The sequence below is a fragment of the Lamprocystis purpurea DSM 4197 genome (assembly GCF_000379525.1).
GTDB lineage: Bacteria > Pseudomonadota > Gammaproteobacteria > Chromatiales > Chromatiaceae > Thiodictyon > Thiodictyon purpureum.
This window is the reverse complement of sequence record NZ_KB902474.1, coordinates 50,637-66,215: the sequence shown is the minus strand read 5'-3', so window position 1 is coordinate 66,215 and position 15,579 is coordinate 50,637. Positions and strand designations below refer to the sequence as shown.

Annotated in this window: 12 protein-coding genes; 3 read left to right on the top strand and 9 right to left on the bottom strand. The window is 57.4% G+C overall.

Annotated elements, in window-relative coordinates; genetic code table 11:
- Window positions 1–90: 90 nt before the first annotated feature.
- Both A39O_RS0109715 and modD read left to right on the top strand, forming a co-directional pair.
- Entirely contained in the window at window positions 91–519 is a 429-nt protein-coding gene (locus tag A39O_RS0109715; protein ID WP_020504459.1) for a TOBE domain-containing protein, read from the top strand.
- Window positions 520–623: 104 nt separating this feature from the next.
- Window positions 624–1,475 carry a ModD protein gene (modD, locus tag A39O_RS0109710; RefSeq protein WP_020504458.1) on the top strand — a complete coding sequence of 284 codons (852 nt, stop codon included), beginning with the start codon at window positions 624–626 and terminating at the stop codon, window positions 1,473–1,475.
- Between the two features lie 47 nt (window positions 1,476–1,522).
- Here modD and A39O_RS32940 read toward each other — a convergent pair whose 3' ends face one another.
- Window positions 1,523–1,792, bottom strand: coding sequence for a hypothetical protein (locus tag A39O_RS32940; protein ID WP_020504457.1), 270 nt, complete (start codon window positions 1,790–1,792; stop codon window positions 1,523–1,525).
- Between the two features lie 50 nt (window positions 1,793–1,842).
- Between A39O_RS32940 and A39O_RS0109700 the strand changes: the two genes are divergently transcribed.
- Entirely contained in the window at window positions 1,843–2,061 is a 219-nt protein-coding gene (locus A39O_RS0109700; protein WP_026199287.1) for a hypothetical protein, read from the top strand.
- Window positions 2,062–2,083: 22 nt separating this feature from the next.
- Here the strand turns inward: A39O_RS0109700 and A39O_RS32935 are convergent, their stop codons facing one another.
- The 8 genes from A39O_RS32935 to A39O_RS0109660 all read right to left on the bottom strand — a co-directional run bounded on the left by A39O_RS32935 (window position 2,084) and on the right by A39O_RS0109660 (window position 15,469).
- Window positions 2,084–2,488, bottom strand: a complete 405-nt coding sequence (locus A39O_RS32935) for a hypothetical protein (RefSeq protein ID WP_040527632.1) — start codon at window positions 2,486–2,488, stop codon at window positions 2,084–2,086.
- Window positions 2,489–3,323: 835 nt separating this feature from the next.
- Window positions 3,324–4,502, bottom strand: a complete 1,179-nt coding sequence (locus tag A39O_RS0109690; RefSeq protein ID WP_026199286.1) for a glycosyltransferase — start codon at window positions 4,500–4,502, stop codon at window positions 3,324–3,326.
- 119 nt (window positions 4,503–4,621) lie between these two features.
- Complete coding sequence (locus tag A39O_RS0109685) at window positions 4,622–5,647, bottom strand: glycosyltransferase family protein (protein ID WP_020504453.1); 1,026 nt, start codon at window positions 5,645–5,647, stop codon at window positions 4,622–4,624.
- A gap of 159 nt (window positions 5,648–5,806) precedes the next feature.
- Complete coding sequence (locus tag A39O_RS36460) at window positions 5,807–7,951, bottom strand: class I SAM-dependent methyltransferase (RefSeq protein WP_157639919.1); 2,145 nt, start codon at window positions 7,949–7,951, stop codon at window positions 5,807–5,809.
- Between the two features lie 107 nt (window positions 7,952–8,058).
- Window positions 8,059–9,141, bottom strand: coding sequence for a methyltransferase domain-containing protein (locus tag A39O_RS32925; protein WP_020504451.1), 1,083 nt, complete (start codon window positions 9,139–9,141; stop codon window positions 8,059–8,061).
- Window positions 9,138–13,229: a glycosyltransferase gene (locus tag A39O_RS32920; RefSeq protein ID WP_020504450.1), complete on the bottom strand. Its 4,092-nt coding sequence runs from the start codon at window positions 13,227–13,229 to the stop codon at window positions 9,138–9,140. Before A39O_RS32920 ends, A39O_RS32925 begins: the two co-directional genes overlap by 4 nt.
- Before the next feature lie 19 nt (window positions 13,230–13,248).
- A complete protein-coding gene (locus A39O_RS0109665) occupies window positions 13,249–14,649 on the bottom strand; it encodes an ABC transporter ATP-binding protein (protein WP_026199284.1) in 1,401 nt (466 codons plus the stop codon).
- Complete coding sequence (locus A39O_RS0109660; RefSeq protein WP_026199283.1) at window positions 14,639–15,469, bottom strand: ABC transporter permease; 831 nt, start codon at window positions 15,467–15,469, stop codon at window positions 14,639–14,641. The genes A39O_RS0109665 and A39O_RS0109660 overlap by 11 nt, the downstream gene beginning before the upstream one ends.
- Window positions 15,470–15,579 lie beyond the last annotated feature (110 nt).

The window sequence follows — 15,579 nt, the reverse complement described above, 5'->3', positions numbered from 1 at the left end:
AGCGCCCGCCATGGCCTAGAATGCACGCGTCGTGTCGGTCCCGCGTGGACCGGCGGTTCACAGTCCAGTTTCCAACGAGAGAACATCGCTATGAAGATCAGTGCACGCAACCAGTTTCAGGGGAAGGTCGAGACGGTCAAGGCCGGCGCCGTCAACAGCGAGGTGGATCTGGTGCTCCCGGGCGGCCAGAAGATCGTCGCCATGGTGACCAACGAGAGCGCCAAATCATTGGGTTTAAAGGCTGGAACGGATGCAGTTGCCCTGGTGAAGGCATCGTCCGTGCTGGTGATGACTGACAGCTCCGGCCTGCGCTTGAGTGCGCGTAATTGTCTCGCCGGCACCGTCAAGTCGCTGACGCTCGGGCCGGTGAACGCCGAGGTGACGATTGCCCTGGCGGGCGGCGCCGAGGTCCATGCCACCATCACCCACGGGGCGGTGACCGATCTGGGGTTGAAGGAAGGCGGCGCGGCGACCGCGGTATTCAAGGCGCCCTCCGTGATTCTCGGCGTCCCGGCCTGACAGCGTTATCGCACCGATAAATAGCGCTGACCGCTCGCAGGGGATGGACCGCACCTTCCTGGTGCGGTTGCGTTCGTCGTCGGGTGGTCGCGAGGACCGATTCATTGATCGATTTCCAACCACCGGTCCTCGGCGACCATGAACTACATCACTTGCTGGGCGAAGACGTCGCCTTCGGCGATCTGACGACCGAGTCGCTTGGCATGGCCACCCGCCCCGGACGCATCCGCTTTTTCGCTCGCGACCCCATGGTCGTCTGCGGGGTCGAGGAAGCCGTGCGCCTGTTCCAGTTGTGCGGTGCACACGCCCAGGCTGTTGTGCCCTCCGGCAGCGAGGCGCCGCCCGAGACCCTGTTGCTGGAGGCGGACGGCCCGGCCGGCGCGCTGCATCGGGGCTGGAAGGTCGCCCAGACCCTGATGGAGTGGTGTTCCGGAATCGCCACCAGCGCGGCCGGCATCGTCGCCGCCGCGCGGCGCGGTCACCCGGATGCCCTGGTGGCGGGCACCCGCAAGAATGTCCCCGGCACTCGTCGGCTGTCGGTCAAGGCATTCCGCAGCGGCGGCGCAGTGATGCATCGCACCGGGCTCTCCGAAACCCTGCTGGTATTCGCCGAGCACCGCCTGTTCCTGGGTCAGGAGCCGCCCGCCGAGACCATCGCCCGGCTGCGCCGCCAGTGTCCGGAAAAGCGCGTGGTGGTCGAGGTCGCCACCCCGGAGGAAGCCCTGGCCTGGGCCGCCGCCGACGTGCTGCAACTGGAGAAATTCGCGCCCGCGGCAGTGGCGGAGGTCGCAGCGGAACTTGCCGCGCTGGGTTCGCCCGCCGTGGTTGCCGCCGCCGGCGGCATCAATGCGCGTAATGCCGAGGACTATGCCCGGGCGGGCGCCCGCCTGCTGGTCACCACGGCCCCGCATCTGGCGCCGCCACGGGATGTACAGGTGCGGTTTCTGCTGCGCTAAACCGCGTCAGGACCCCCGCGCTTCCTTCCAGGTGACGACTGGCCCCCTCAGGCTGCCAGCGGCGCCCCCGTCGGGGCGGCGGTGCCCAGCGCCCGACGCAGCCACAGGGGTGGCCTGGCGATCAGGCGTTGGACGTGACTGATGACCTCCGGACTCTCTCGGCTCCTCTCCAGCTTCACCGGATAGACCCCCAGAGCGTTCACCGTGACCGCATGCAGGTCCGTCAGCCCCTTGCAGAAGAGCATGGCACAGCCGCTGATTGACGCATAGCGAGCCTGAAGCGACTCGCTGCTGACTCCGCCGGTAGGGTCCGCCATGGCCCACCTCAGACGACGAGCGCTATGCAGGTCATGGCATCCCGGTCGCCGTGGGCCTGGCCGGAGGTCTGTGTCCAGATCACTATTTCGTCTCGAACGTGGCGGACTGCCTGGCCTGGGGACTGCGCCAGGGGTTCGATCTGCTGATCAGCGAGAGCGCGGGGCTGTACAACCGCTGTTCGCCCCATATCAACGGGGTCTTGGCGGTCTGCGTGGTCGATGCGCTGGCCGGAGTGCAGACCCCGAAAAAAATCGGGCGGGCGACCTGATCAGCGCAGCCCCGCACCGGCATTACCGCGGCATCCGCTCTTCCAAACTCAGCGCGGCAACCAGGTCCCCTTCGTCCCCATAGGGTTGGAGGCGGCGATGCACCAGCCAGCGTCCGTCCAGGAGGCGCCAGGCATCGAGTGACTCTCCGTAGGTCAGCGCCGGATAGAGATCGTCGTCGTCCTCCGAGCGCAGTTCGATCAGCCGGTAGTCACAGGCGCAGAAACAGGGCTCGCCCAATCGGTCGCGGCCGACGACCCGCCGAGCGGGGACCTCGTATTCCCGATAGACCCGGAAGGACTGCGGCACGACGGTCTTGCCCCGCCATTCGGCCGGCAGGTGTGACTGCCAGCGGGGGCGGCAGGGCTGGTCGGGGTGTTGTCGAGGTCCTTGCGGTACCTTACCGAAGATACAGGGCGCGCCTGTCATGGTGATTGCTCCGGTGGTTCGCGTCGGACAGGGAATTGACCAAGGACAGGGCACCGATAGCACGGCTGCCAGCAACTGGCCCTGGCCCTGGCCCTGGCCCTGGCCCTGGCCCTGGCCCATGGCGCGATCTTGGTGACGGTCCGGGGACGGTGGAAAACGGATGGGACAGGAGCCCTGTGTTCGAATTTCGTTATTCTTCTAGCAACATTTATACCGACACTTACTTTTCATAAAACACCACATCCCATCAAGGCATTAAGTAACCGTTACTTTTCCGATGCTATAACGGAGCGGGTCGGAAATCACACTGTTCGGGCGGACCTGTCACCTTTCCGACAAGCGCGGTGCGGGCCTTGGGCGCTGAGCGCGCAGCGGGCGGAAGGGGGGTGGCGCCAGGGCCGGAGCGCCTAAGACGGAGACGCAGCCAAAAAGTATACAGCCATCGCAGGAGACCACCGGACGATCGGGTCGGGCTGAAACCCGCCCCTACACCGAGGGTCTGTCAGGACATCAAGTACGAAAGCGATATCTCGCGCTATTCGGTTACAGCATAACAAATACACAGAACGCCGTCCCTACCCAGGCATCCACGTGTCCTTCCCGGCGCGGCATTGAAATATTCTTGCGCGCACTCAGTATCGAAGCCGGTTTTCGCGAGATCAAGCGGGCCTACCGAAAGAACACGAATCACGAACGACTGAGCAAGAAGTTTTACCCCTTTGCTCGCTAGATACGCGCCCCATCCTTTTGAGGCACTGCCGACTTCTATGCCGCGCCCTTGATGAACGACCCCGTCGGGCCACAGCGACCCGAGGTCGCCAGATCGCGCAATATCCTACACGCCACTCTTAACTGGATCGCCAAACAACGCCCGCAGCACCCTTGGACCTTGTATTTCGGGAACATAGCACCGCAATGCAGCCCCGGCAGCCGCGGTTGCCATGTCCGGATAACGATCCAAGTGATCAATGGCTCGGTCAAATGCCTGACGCCAGCCGTGTGCTGGCGCCAGAAACCCCGTCTCTCCATCCCGTATCGCACGACGCAGTGTAAACGTCGGAGAAGCGATACTAATGGTTCCCACTGCCGATGCTTCAAACACCTTTAATTCTGACTTGCAGTTTGTAAACACATTATCCTGGAGCGGAACGACGTTAATTTCAACCTCTGCAATCGACCGCTGGAGATTGAGTATATTCTGCAGCGGAAAGACCTCAACACGCTCCCCGAAGCGTGCGAATCGGCTATGCGGATCCAAGAACCCCACGATTACAAGCACGATTCGCGGGTCGGAGTCCATGAGACTCCACAAGGCATCTTCAATAATCGCGAAATCGCGACGGTGAGTCGGCGAACCGCTGAAGTACCCCAGATGTATTTGCCCATCACGAGCGAAACCGGACGACATCTTGTCCTCAAGTATGCTTGCAGAGTGCCTGAGTTGCGCCCGATTCATGAAATTTGGGACCACCTCGGTAGGCAATCCGGAAAATTCACGGGCACGCTCCGCCAGAAATTCATTTGTCAAGATTACGCCATCACACAACCTCATCAACGCACCATAGCGCCCGAAATCCGCGAACCAATAATCCATATCAGCGTCATTGGTTGAGTGATCCAAATAATTGAGAACCAGATGGACATACCTGTCATCGAAAACAAGATCATCAATATCGTACAATACCCGCTTGCCTTTAGCGCGACCTCTTGCGACCAATTGCGCAAATTCACGAGAATACTTGGCATGGCAGATGACGATGATATCTGCGCGCTCGATAATCGTATCGAGATAGGCCAACTCACCACCCGAGAACCAACTCGCACCAACCGAGGCACCTGTCGTCATAAGTGCTTCTATCATATTCAGAGCGCGATAACGGAAGGTCCCTGCATTCGGATGAGGATAGAAATATGCAACGTGACGAGACCCCTGCTCCAGTCGCCTGAGACGGGTAACGAATGACTCTGCCTCCGGTTCCGGCGCATCGAGAGTGGGAGCCTTCGTTAAAAACATACATTAGCCACAGCGATCAGCGTGCACCGCTTGTAGTGAAACGCCTCGACCTAGCCGCGGCGACCGACAAGAATACACTTTTTGCTTCATACTCTAATCGCGGCGATTCGGGCTGCGCCTCAGCCGTGATCGTCGGCTGTGTCACCGAACAGCGCACGGACGACATCCGGCCTCCGCGCTTCCGGAACATAATTACGCAAAGCCATACCCGCAGCCGCGTTCGCCATTTCAGGATAGTTCTTCAACTGACGAATCCCGCGGGCGAGCGTCGTCCGCCAACGATGAGCCGGCGCGATGAACCCGGTTCCCTGATCCTGAATAGCTCGAGCCAGTGAAAAAATCGGTGAGCCGATACTGATCGTACCTACGGCTGACGCCTCGAATACCTTTAACTCGGACTTACAGTTGGTAAAGACATTGTCTTGCAGAGGCACTACATTTATTTCGACTTCACCGATCAAACGCTGAAGATTGAGTATGTTCTGAAAAGGAAAGACTTCAACCCGATCACCGAACCGCGCAAAACAATCACTGAGATCCAATACTCCGACGACCCTCAGTACAATCCGTGGGTCGGAGTCCATGAGATCCACGATCGCATCCTCAATGATGGCAAAATCACGGCGGTGTGTTGGCGAACCACTAAAGTAACCCACATGAATGCGCCCGTCGCGGGCAAACCCCGACGTCCGCTTGTTGTCAAGAATCTTCGCAGAGTGCGCAAGCTGTGCACCATTCATAAAATTAGGAATAATCGCAATCGGCAGACTGCAGAACTGTTGAACCCGCTCCGCGAGGTATTCGTTGGTGAGAATCACACCGTCACACAGCCTCATCAAAGCGCCATTGCGCCCACAATACGCATGCCAGAAATCCAGTTCTGCTTCTCCCATTGATTGATCAAGTGTATTCAGAAGCACTGGCACATACTGAGCATCGAATACCAAGTCATCGATGTCGTACAAGACGCGTTTCCCTTTAGCGCGGACTCTCGCAACCAATCCCGCAAACTCGACAGAGTACCCGGAGCGGCAAATGACGACGACATCTGTCCGTTCAAGTATCTCCTCCGCGTACGACAGTTCTGCGGCGGAGAACCAACTCGCAGCGATCGATCCGGAAGTCATGGCGAGGGTCTCAATCATGTTCAAAACACGATAACGAAAGGTACTGCTATCCGGTCTTGGATAAAAGTAGGCGACGCTATGTGAGCTTTGGCCCAGTCTTGACAAGCGATCAGCAAACGACTCCGTCCAGGGATCCGGATAATCGACAACAGGGACATCTATCGCGAACATGCGATACTAGCGCGGCAGCGCCTCGACCACGGGCGCGAAGACCGTATCCCAATCACGCGTAATACGTGCGCTCTCGTAATTCGCTTGACGCAACGGTTCGTTCGCTGCAAGTTCCGCAGCCTTCGCCAGAGTTGCGACAAGTTCGTCCAACGACGAATCGGCACAGAGAATATTAGAACAATAACTTTCAGGCGGCGGATCCGAACCGAAGCGGTTGGTCACTACGACGGCGCCAGATGCAGCGAGAGTCAGTACGGAGCTGCCGAGCTGAGGCGCATACGCCAGCGAAAGTCCGACGTCTACCTGCCTAATCAATTCACCAAGGTCATTCATCGAGGGATTCTCAACGACCTTTGGTCTGACGCCTCGCGGCAGTTCCACTATGGGAATGTTCTTCCCAACAAAGAAAAAGTCCCAGTCGGCAGGATTCACGGAGTTATTCTCAATCCCGCTCGCTACTACCTCAAGTCCACGCAAGAAAAGATTGCGGGGGCTGTTTGGCCGAGCGTCGAAAAGAAATCGTCGTTTGCTGTTTACAGGTGTAGGCGCTCGGAAATAAAAAGTTCTGGGATAGGCCGGGTCCAACACGATTCCGCTGCTGGAGACCCCTGTCATGCCCTGCGCGATCAGATAATTGAAGAGCTGCGACGAGGTGACCACGAAACGCAAGCGTGAGTCACATAATATCTCACGACAGCGAAGCTGCTGATCACCCGCGGGATAAAACATGCGCTCGTCATTCTGCACGAGGTAGATGATTCGCGACGGATCGAAGCTCTTCCGCGCCGCCCAGGTCGTCGACCAGGTCGTCGTCAATATCAGCTCGTTACTTGCAGCCGCGAGCGCCCGTGCATCCGCCCGGGTTGGAGCAAATTCAAATTCCATATTGTCGGAGTAAGACAGGGCATGCGCAGCCAGGACTGCTCCGACATACGCCGGCTCGGGCGGTGAATCGCGTGTTACAAAGCGAAGACAAAGACCACGGTGCCGTGCGAGTGCGACAGCCAACAGGATCGGAATATCCATACCACCAAAAGCCGCTTCGGCGCCGAGCGAGTCAGTCACAACCGTCAGCCTTTGGGGCTTACCGGGGCTTGGATCAGGGTAGGTAGCGAGGGAAATCAGTTCCGGCAAAGCAGCGGCTACATGACCGCGCACCGAGGTGTCCGGCAGAGCATCACTGCTGGAGTCGGGAGAAGACTTCACGGTCGTCGCTGATTCCTTCGCTTCAACCTCGACGTGGCCAACCAACGCTTTTAATCGAGCCAGGTAAGCGGGCTCACCAAGAAACACACCCCGCGCTAGGCGGAACGGCTTGGTAATTCGCCAGGACATCGAATTCGCCATGACATCACGTTCATCTGAAGCAACGCCCAGTTCAGCGATGACCCTGTCGCGCTCGGCCAATTGGCGATGGAGCATCTCGATCTCTGAAATGGCCTGATCGCGTTTCGCCAACGCGTGCCGCAGCGTCGCTACCTCTGCAGCTACCTTGTCTCGTTCGGCCGACGCTGGATAATAAGGCCCGGAGGGTGTTGCGCAACAACGGTCGCATTGCTGCTCTATTTCGACTCCCCGATCTCCGAAATACTCGCGCAACACCTGCTTGTCAGCCGAGTCCGGAAGGAGCCAATCGAGTAGAAAGCTACCCTCGCCTTGCGAGAGTTGCATCACACCAAGTCCTTGAGAATGGCCAAACTCAAGATTTAAAGAGTAGAGCCGAGTCAGCTCTTCCCAAAGACGCCAAACCCCGAAATAGTTCTTCTTAACGTTCGTGTGATGAAAGAGGACCACCCCGGAATGTGTAAGTTTCGGGAGCCAGAGATCAAAAACTCTCTTTACTGCTTCATAAGTGTAGAAACCGTTGATATGCAAAAGGTCGATCGAAGCGTCGGAAAAGTGGTCCACTGCTTCGTCAAATCGCATAGGTAATAGGCAAGAAATATCTGCGTATTCGCAGTCATTATACTTCTGTGCATCGGCGAAATCGCATACCTTGCCATGCTCGCTCTGCTGGTCGTTCAGCCAGGCATCGACCGCATAGCACTTGGTTCGGATGCGAGCGACTTTCACTGCCCTGCAGAAGTTAAAATACGAACTGCTATGATGAGTACCAAGATCGAGAATGATATTCGGTTTCAGTGACTGCACTAACCAGATTCCGAAAGGGACATGGCCGCGCCAACCGCTAGGATTCCCGAACCAATCAGGTCGAACAATTGAGGAACGGACAACAGTGGAGTATTCCATACTTCCGTTTAGATACGGCCACGCAATCGTGCAATCATACGTCGCATGGGCAACAGTGCCGCAAGCAGGGACTGCACCGGTCGCAATCCCTCTTGCAACGCGACCAGACTCGTTTCCAACCCGGCCGATCGTGCTTCACCAGCGGCAAGACTGGCCTCCAGTCGGTCGAGTCTGGCCGAGCCTTCCAAGATGATAGGCGAGTCGAGATTCTGCACGGCAGAGTCGTCAAGCAACCAATTGGCCTGTTCCCGCAACTCAGCCGCTATACCCTTGAGAAGGTGGATCCGCTGAGCCTCAACCTCACCTGAAGAAGCGAACTGTCGGCGCCCACGACGTAGATGTACCGTAAATTCCGTTGTTGGCTGCGGCACCACCCAGTCGATCTGCCAATCGACCGCTCCGATTTCGCCTAATTCGAGTATCAATAGTTCAAAACTCGACGGGGTGAACTGCCAGGCATGGCAGTCAACATAGGGTGCGTCAGACTCATCACGCCAAGCATCAAAGGCCACCTTGGCATTCTCTAACCGCACATAAAAATGAAGGTCGGATAGCTTCTCCCGCCCCCAACAGGTTCTGCCACGATCGGAGGCAGAGTAAGCGTTGTGATCGAACAGCTTGTCGGGCGAGTGCCGTGCCAATCTGGCGCGATGTGCTGCCAATATCTGCCCTGTGGTGCTGATAGGCTTGAAGAGATCGAAGCACCAACGTTTATCGGGAACAGCGAGCGCCAGAATGCAGTCTGACGGTTGCAACAACATTGCGGCAGAGTTAAGAAAACCGATAAAGTCAGGAACGTGCTCAATGACATGACTGGCGATAAGCGCCTTGTAGCCTCCCTGCGCTCCAGTCGGGAAGGCATCGCACAGTGACCCTCCGCGCCAAATAACGTCGACATCCTGAATCAAGTCAGGATCTATACTTTTATCCAAAGCGTACTTCGCGATCAACTCATCACGGGGCGCGTGATCCACGACGGTCGTTGTCCAACCCGCTGCCTTAGGCGCGATCGGTGCGTGAAGTGGTCCGATCTCGATGATCCGATCGGCTTTTGTTAGTCCGGCCAGAAGTTGCTGGTTACGCTCATTCATTCGTCGGGCTTCCGTCCGATCAACTCAAAGCCAGCCGCGATGGCCTCTTGGCTCGACTGCGCCAAACTTTTGAAATTCTCCCAGAGCGGCCCTCGTCGTTCCCCGGGGTCACGCCAAGCGGCAATCAGGACGCCCATCTGCACCGTCTGAAAGTCGTCCGCGGCGACCGGGTTTACATCCCGCCGCAGGGCAGTCTCGCATTCCGATGCTAACCAGGCAATCGCATGATAGGGATTGAAATTCTCCGAGACGTGGACTTGCTCGACCGTGAAGTGCTCAAACCAGCGCAGCAGCCCCTGCTTCGTACAATTATAGAAGTGCCAGGGGGCCTCGTGCTCGGGCTGAAGGAACGCGGTTTGGATCAGCACCCACCCACCCGGTTTGAGCAATCGATGAATCTCCGCTGCGGCACGTATTGGCTCCGCATAGTGTTCAAATGCATTCAACGCAACGACTCCGTCGAAAACCCGGTCGGCGAAGGGCAAGCAGTGGGCATCAGCAACGAGATCGGTATGGCGAAAAATCGCCGCTTCGACCTCGATCACATTCGGAAGGCGCTCGGCTGTACCGCCGGCCGAGAGGTTCAGCACAAGACCAGCTGTTGCTCGAATGCGGTCGATCACATGCGCGGGAAGCGGGTTGCTGATGTGATTGGAAGCATAAATCTTGGGTGTCGTGAACCCGCGAAATAGCACTGGGCGGTTAGCAACGATCGGCCAGCGCAGCGACCCATCTTGAGTGCGCAAATCACCGTCCGAAGTGCATTCAAGCGATTGGCCTGTCTGCGGACAGCGCACTATAGCAAGGAGCCGGTTCAGTCGCTCATCATCATTCGCTAAGCTCGCACAGGGTTCGACTTCGACGGGCCGCACGGCAGGATCGACGATGGCCAACCAGGAATGCCTTTGTTCAATATCTTCGACGAGTCGCTGCTTATTCTCGATGACATCCGTCGTCATGCGCAGCATCGATCGGCTGTGGACTCGATACTGCGCGAGTGGGTCTCCGCCGACGCTGACCCCCAACATGCCGCGCTCAGCCAGTCGGCACCAAAGATCATAGTCCTCCCAGCCAAACCGAACATCGTTGTAGCCGCCGACCAACGCCCAAGCTGCCTTTGAGACCACGGCCATGGCGTCGATGTAATTGCCACCAACGAGCTTCGCGACGTCATAGGTTGCTTCACCCATCAGGCCTTCGCCAGCGCCGAACTTCTGGATCACCGGGTATGCATAGGCCGCGCGAGAACTGCGGATCACTCGGAGACAGCGTGCAAGACAATCCGGTAGCAGCCGATTGTCTGCATCAAGCGGTAGAACATAGAGCGTCTCCGCTACACTAAAACCGACATTCCGCGTTGGCCCGAGATGGGCGTTTACCAGGTTATGAAGCACCAGCACCCGATTGAATCTTGACGCGTTCTGCTCCGCCCAGACGCGCACAACATCAAGACTTTCATCGGTCGACGCATCGTCGACAATAATCAGGTCCAAGTCTTCCACCGTCTGCTGTGCGACGGAGTCGAGCGCCTCGACGACGAACTGCGCATAATTATGGACGGGTACGACTACGGAAACCTCGGCTTGGCCTAGCCGGTCACTCGCGAAAACAGTCTCATACTCCGGCAGTGCAGGGGGAGCGGCAACCGTCTGCCCTCGCAATTGAAGCTCGCTCGCGAAGGCGCGAGCGGCGCTGCGTCCACCCTTGAGATAGTCGAGCGCAAATGCCATCAACTCCGCCCGCCGCTCCGCCCCAAAGGTCCAGAGTACTTCGTGCCGTGCCGCGCGAGCCATGCTGTCTCGTAGCGCCGGATCATCAAGAAGCTGCGTAAGGGCAGCACGCCACTCATTCGGAGTGGTCGCAAGGAAGCCTGTTCGACCATGGCGAATAGCTCGGCGAAAAGGACCGGTCGGCGAGGCAATGGTGCAGACGCCGGCGAGCGCGGCCTCGAAGTATTTCAACTCGCTCTTCGCCTCGCAGAAGGGGTTGCCGACCTCGAGTGGAGCGAGGTTAATGTCGAAGCGCGCAACCTCCTCCGGGAGCCGCGCTATCGGAACAAGATCACGCCATTCCACACGCGCCTCCAGTCTGGCCAGGGCCGGAAACTCCTCCAAGTCGACAAGAGGCATTCCTGACTGGCTCTCGCGGAAGAGCACCAGCCTCACGTTCGGGCGCTCACCCAAGACGTCCGCCAGCGCATCGGCGCAACAAGCGAAATCACGCTGATGCGTACGGGATCCGCTGGCATATCCGACTCGAAGCAACCCGTCGGAAGGAGTTGACGCACGTTTCCGCGCAGCGCTGCGTGAGGCAACGAACGTTGCTTCGTCAAAGCCATTTGGCAGGACCAACACGGGCAAGCCAGCCCTTCGAACATGATGCGCAAGCTCCTCCGTCGGCACCGTACAAAGATCCGCTTCCAGCATGGTGTGCCGGACGCGCGCGTAGAACTCCGTCACCGCAGCTTCGGTCAATCCTTGACTACGAATGCCGTCGATCACTTTGGCCCTGGCAAAGACCGGATCGATCATAAGATCGTCGACATCGAAGACAACGCGCGCACCCGCGGCGCGCGCGGCTCCGATCACCGCCGCAACCTGATCCGACCAGACCGCGCGCCAGATCACCAAGACGTGGGCTGAGGCAATCTCGGCCAGCCGATTTTCGCTGTCCTCGATACGCATGATCGAACAGAGCGCTCCTAACGCTCGCGCCGCCTCAGCGTAACACTCAACGCGGTAGTAATGACCAGGCGTGTGAGCCTCACCGCTAACGTAGACGATTCGATACTGAGCGTCTGTCTGAGCCTCTGCGGCCGCCGGAACGGACGGAACCGCGGCATTCTGCGGTCGCTTGGTCGCGCTACGCAGGGGTTCCAAAATTTGACCTAACCTTGCCGTGTAGTTCGGATCGCCGCGCAGTAGTCCTACCACCGCACGTAGCGGCCAAGTGATCCGCCATGAGGTCGAGGAAACCATTGCCGCGCGCTCAGCAGCGAGCGGCGCCAGATCCACGACCTCCGCACGGAGGCTGGAGATCTCAATGTTGCATTCGGCCAGTGTCTTGTTCTGAAGACTGACCTTTCCGATAAGGGTTGCTATTTGTCCATCGCGCTCGGCTATTTGTCGATTGCGCTCGGCCATCTCCCTTGTGAAGTAGTCTACTTGCCTTGTCAGTTCCGACGTTTTTTGCCGCAACTGTGGAATAACTGTATCGGCTTCGGCCATTAACCGCATGGCCGGATATAACAGATCGAACTCGTTCGTGTATCGCCTTAGGACAGTGGATACCTCGGCGGAGTCGATCGACAGCTTATCTCCAGCGACGAGAGACAATATTCTGAATGTTTCCGTTACAAACTTTGGAACTATTGGATCGTCATTCAGATCCTGTAATGTGTAATGGGTATGGCGCAGACTGTCATCCAGGAAACTACTGCAGAAACTGGCAAGCTTGGAGTCGTCCAGTCGTTCGGAAATACCGAGATCCGAAGCGACCCGATGAAGCTCGGATTCCGGTTCTGCCATTAACCGGTCGAATTCAACCACCGTTCGGGGAAATCCGATAGTTTCCACGACCGCCGAGAGGGTGTGCAGCAGCCAAAGATAGAGTGCTTTTTCCTTTGATATCCCATCCCGCTTGACAAGCGATGCTGCCACGCTCAGCGGGTTCCTGATCATCAAGATGCAGCGGACATCGAGGTCGAGCTCGGCAAATACCGGTTTCCAGAACGGCATTAGCCGAGACAGGCGCGGATCTTTAATGCCAAACCAATCGATACCACTCGTCTTTTTCCGTAACAACTCAATCGCGCGTTGCCGGAACGGGACCACGGACTCCTCAGCGAGTCGTTTTTCGAAATCCGATCCCAGGCTATCCCAAGTGCTGCCAAGATGCTTGAGCAACTCCTCATTGAGAGCATTGACGTCCTTATCCTCCCAAAAGCCCTTTTCATTATCTTTTTGCGCCGGTAACAGTTGGTCCCCAAGGTAAACACCAAAAACGCTCAGAGCCCGCGTCATCGCGCTTGTGCCGCTGCGATGCATACCTAACACCACAGCGACGCATTTGATCTTTTCGGAAGTCATTTTAAACCCTTGCGAATATTCAAGCGGGAGCGTCGCGCATCAGGACAACTTCAGGAATGCAATTGAAGTCGATCAAACCGGTAGCAAGACTCCCGGCTTCCGGAAGGACGTGAAACATGGCTGCATCAAGTAGTCGGTGCAGATAGACGTCGACGTCGCCCAGCAAACCGACAACCCCGGCATTCAGAAAATACACGCCGGGATTGAGGCTGCAGGTGAAATGGAATACCGCCTCATAAACGGAACCGGCCGAGATTACCGGAATTGCTTCGCCAGGCGATGCCGCTGACGTAGCGCCGCCCAGTTCAATGCCGCTGACCGTCTTGATCAACATTCCAAAACGGACCGAACTGGCAGCAGCGGTAAACGCCGCTTTATAGCGATACTCATAGCTGCGGCCCCGGATCAGTTTATTCACTCGATCCCCGCCGACCGTAAAAATAGTGGGCTCTTCAATCACGACATTGTGAGATTCATAGGCGATGGTAGCCGCTGGCCGCAGGGCGGGATCGAAGCTCTCCTGCAACTCGTCGTCGATACCAGGCTGCGGCTGTTCAGCCGGCGAATGGATCTCTCCCGCTGTATCAGCCGCCCCTCCACTCATCAGCCGATCACGATCAATGATCTCCTGACGGATCGCGGATCGCCGTTCCACTGAGGCATAAAGCAGTTTCTGATACCGCCCAACGATCTGTTTGGGTAATCCGGTCGCTAGACGCTCGCCGCCATCCAGCAGAATCGCGCGATCACAGAGTTCAACGATCGTTGCACCCGCATGCGAGACGAATAGAATGGTGGCGCCGTTGCTCTTAATGGTCTCAATGCGGGAAAAACACTTCCGCTGAAAAATCTCATCGCCGACGGCCAATGCCTCATCCACAATCAAAATCTCCGGATCGACGTTGATCGCAACAGCAAAGCCGAGCCGCACCACCATTCCACTCGAGTACGATTTCACCGGCTGTTCAATGAACTCGCCAATGTCGGCGAATGCGGCGATCGCATCGAAGCGCTGGTCGATTTCCTCTTGCGTCAGACCGAGCACGCTACCGTTGAGGTAGACGTTTTCGCGTCCGGTGAATTCGGGATTGAATCCGGCTCCAAGTTCAAGGAGCGCCGCGACGCGACCGGTGGTCTCCACGGCTCCAGTCGTGGGCGTCAGCGTCCCGCAGATGACTTGCAACAGGGTGGATTTTCCTGACCCGTTACGGCCGATGATGCCGACCGTCTCGCCCTTGCGCACGTGAAATGATACGTCGCGCAACGCCCAAAATTCGCGGTAGTAATTCGGTGTGACTTTTCCAAGCAGGCCCCGCAAACGCGGCATCACGGACTGTTTCAGGCGATCCTGAGGCCGGTCGTAGATTTGGTAAGACTTACCAAGCTCTCGCACGTGAATAGCAATCTCTTCAGACGACATCGGCGAACCCCTTACGCGTCTTCTGGAACCACCAAAAGCCGCCCCAAGCAATGCCGATGCTCACGGTAGAGTAAAGCAACCAACCGCCCCAATTCGGCATGAGGCCGAACAAGAGCACTTTCCTTCCCTCAACGATGACGAACGTGATTGGATTCAGGTACAAAAGCCACTGGAGTTGCTCCGATAACGCCGTGATCGGGTAGAACACCGGTGCCAAGAACATCATCACACTGGTCACGATTCCGATGGTTTGTGCGATATCGCGGACGTAAACACCAATCGCGGCCAAAAACCACGCGACACCCATCGTTCCCGCTATAAGCGGGGCGACAATGAGCGGAAACAGGATCAAGGTCCAAGGCAACTGATGCATCAGGATGAGTTGCGTGATGAAGAGAACGAGAAGGCTGATCGAGGCATGGAAGAGTGCCGACCCCATGGTGATCAAGGGCAATATTTCGAGCGGAAAAACAACACGTTTAACATAGCTGACGTTAGTGAGAATCAGCGCCGGGGCACGATTGGCGACCTCGGCGAAGAGGCCATGCACAATCATTCCGACAAACAAGATAACGGCGAAACTCGCATGGCTTTCGTCCCCTCCAATCCCCCACCGCGTCTTGAACACCACGGAAAAAACGAAGGTGTAGACGAGAAGCATCAGGACTGGATTGAAAAACGACCAGGCGACGCCGAGGACAGAGCCGCGATAGCGCCCGATCACTTCACGTCGAACCAGTTGGTTGATCAGGCTGCGATTGCGCCAGAGGCTGGAGACCAGCGCGCGGGGTGTCGCCGGGTGTTCCTGATGAGGATTCATGAAAAATTGGTGCTTGGTTGCAAGAACACGCGGGAAACAGTCTTCCGCAAGGCTCGGAGTCCGCTAGTTTAAGCGGTAACCAGCGAAAGAGTCATCCAGTTTTGCTTCAA

Excerpts from the sequence above, each read along its gene's own strand:
- A39O_RS0109715 (WP_020504459.1), top strand. The coding sequence starts at position 91 with ATGAAGATCAGTGCACGCAACCAGTTTCAGGGGAAGGTCGAGACGGTC.
- A39O_RS32925 (WP_020504451.1), bottom strand. The coding sequence starts at position 9,141 with ATGAATGAGCGTAACCAGCAACTTCTGGCCGGACTAACAAAAGCCGAT.
- A39O_RS32920 (WP_020504450.1), bottom strand. The coding sequence starts at position 13,229 with ATGACTTCCGAAAAGATCAAATGCGTCGCTGTGGTGTTAGGTATGCAT.
- A39O_RS0109685 (WP_020504453.1), bottom strand. The coding sequence starts at position 5,647 with ATGATTGAGACCCTCGCCATGACTTCCGGATCGATCGCTGCGAGTTGG.
- A39O_RS0109660 (WP_026199283.1), bottom strand. The coding sequence starts at position 15,469 with ATGAATCCTCATCAGGAACACCCGGCGACACCCCGCGCGCTGGTCTCC.
- A39O_RS0109665 (WP_026199284.1), bottom strand. The coding sequence starts at position 14,649 with ATGTCGTCTGAAGAGATTGCTATTCACGTGCGAGAGCTTGGTAAGTCT.
- A39O_RS32935 (WP_040527632.1), bottom strand. The coding sequence starts at position 2,488 with ATGACAGGCGCGCCCTGTATCTTCGGTAAGGTACCGCAAGGACCTCGA.
- A39O_RS32940 (WP_020504457.1), bottom strand. The coding sequence starts at position 1,792 with ATGGCGGACCCTACCGGCGGAGTCAGCAGCGAGTCGCTTCAGGCTCGC.
- A39O_RS0109690 (WP_026199286.1), bottom strand. The coding sequence starts at position 4,502 with ATGTTTTTAACGAAGGCTCCCACTCTCGATGCGCCGGAACCGGAGGCA.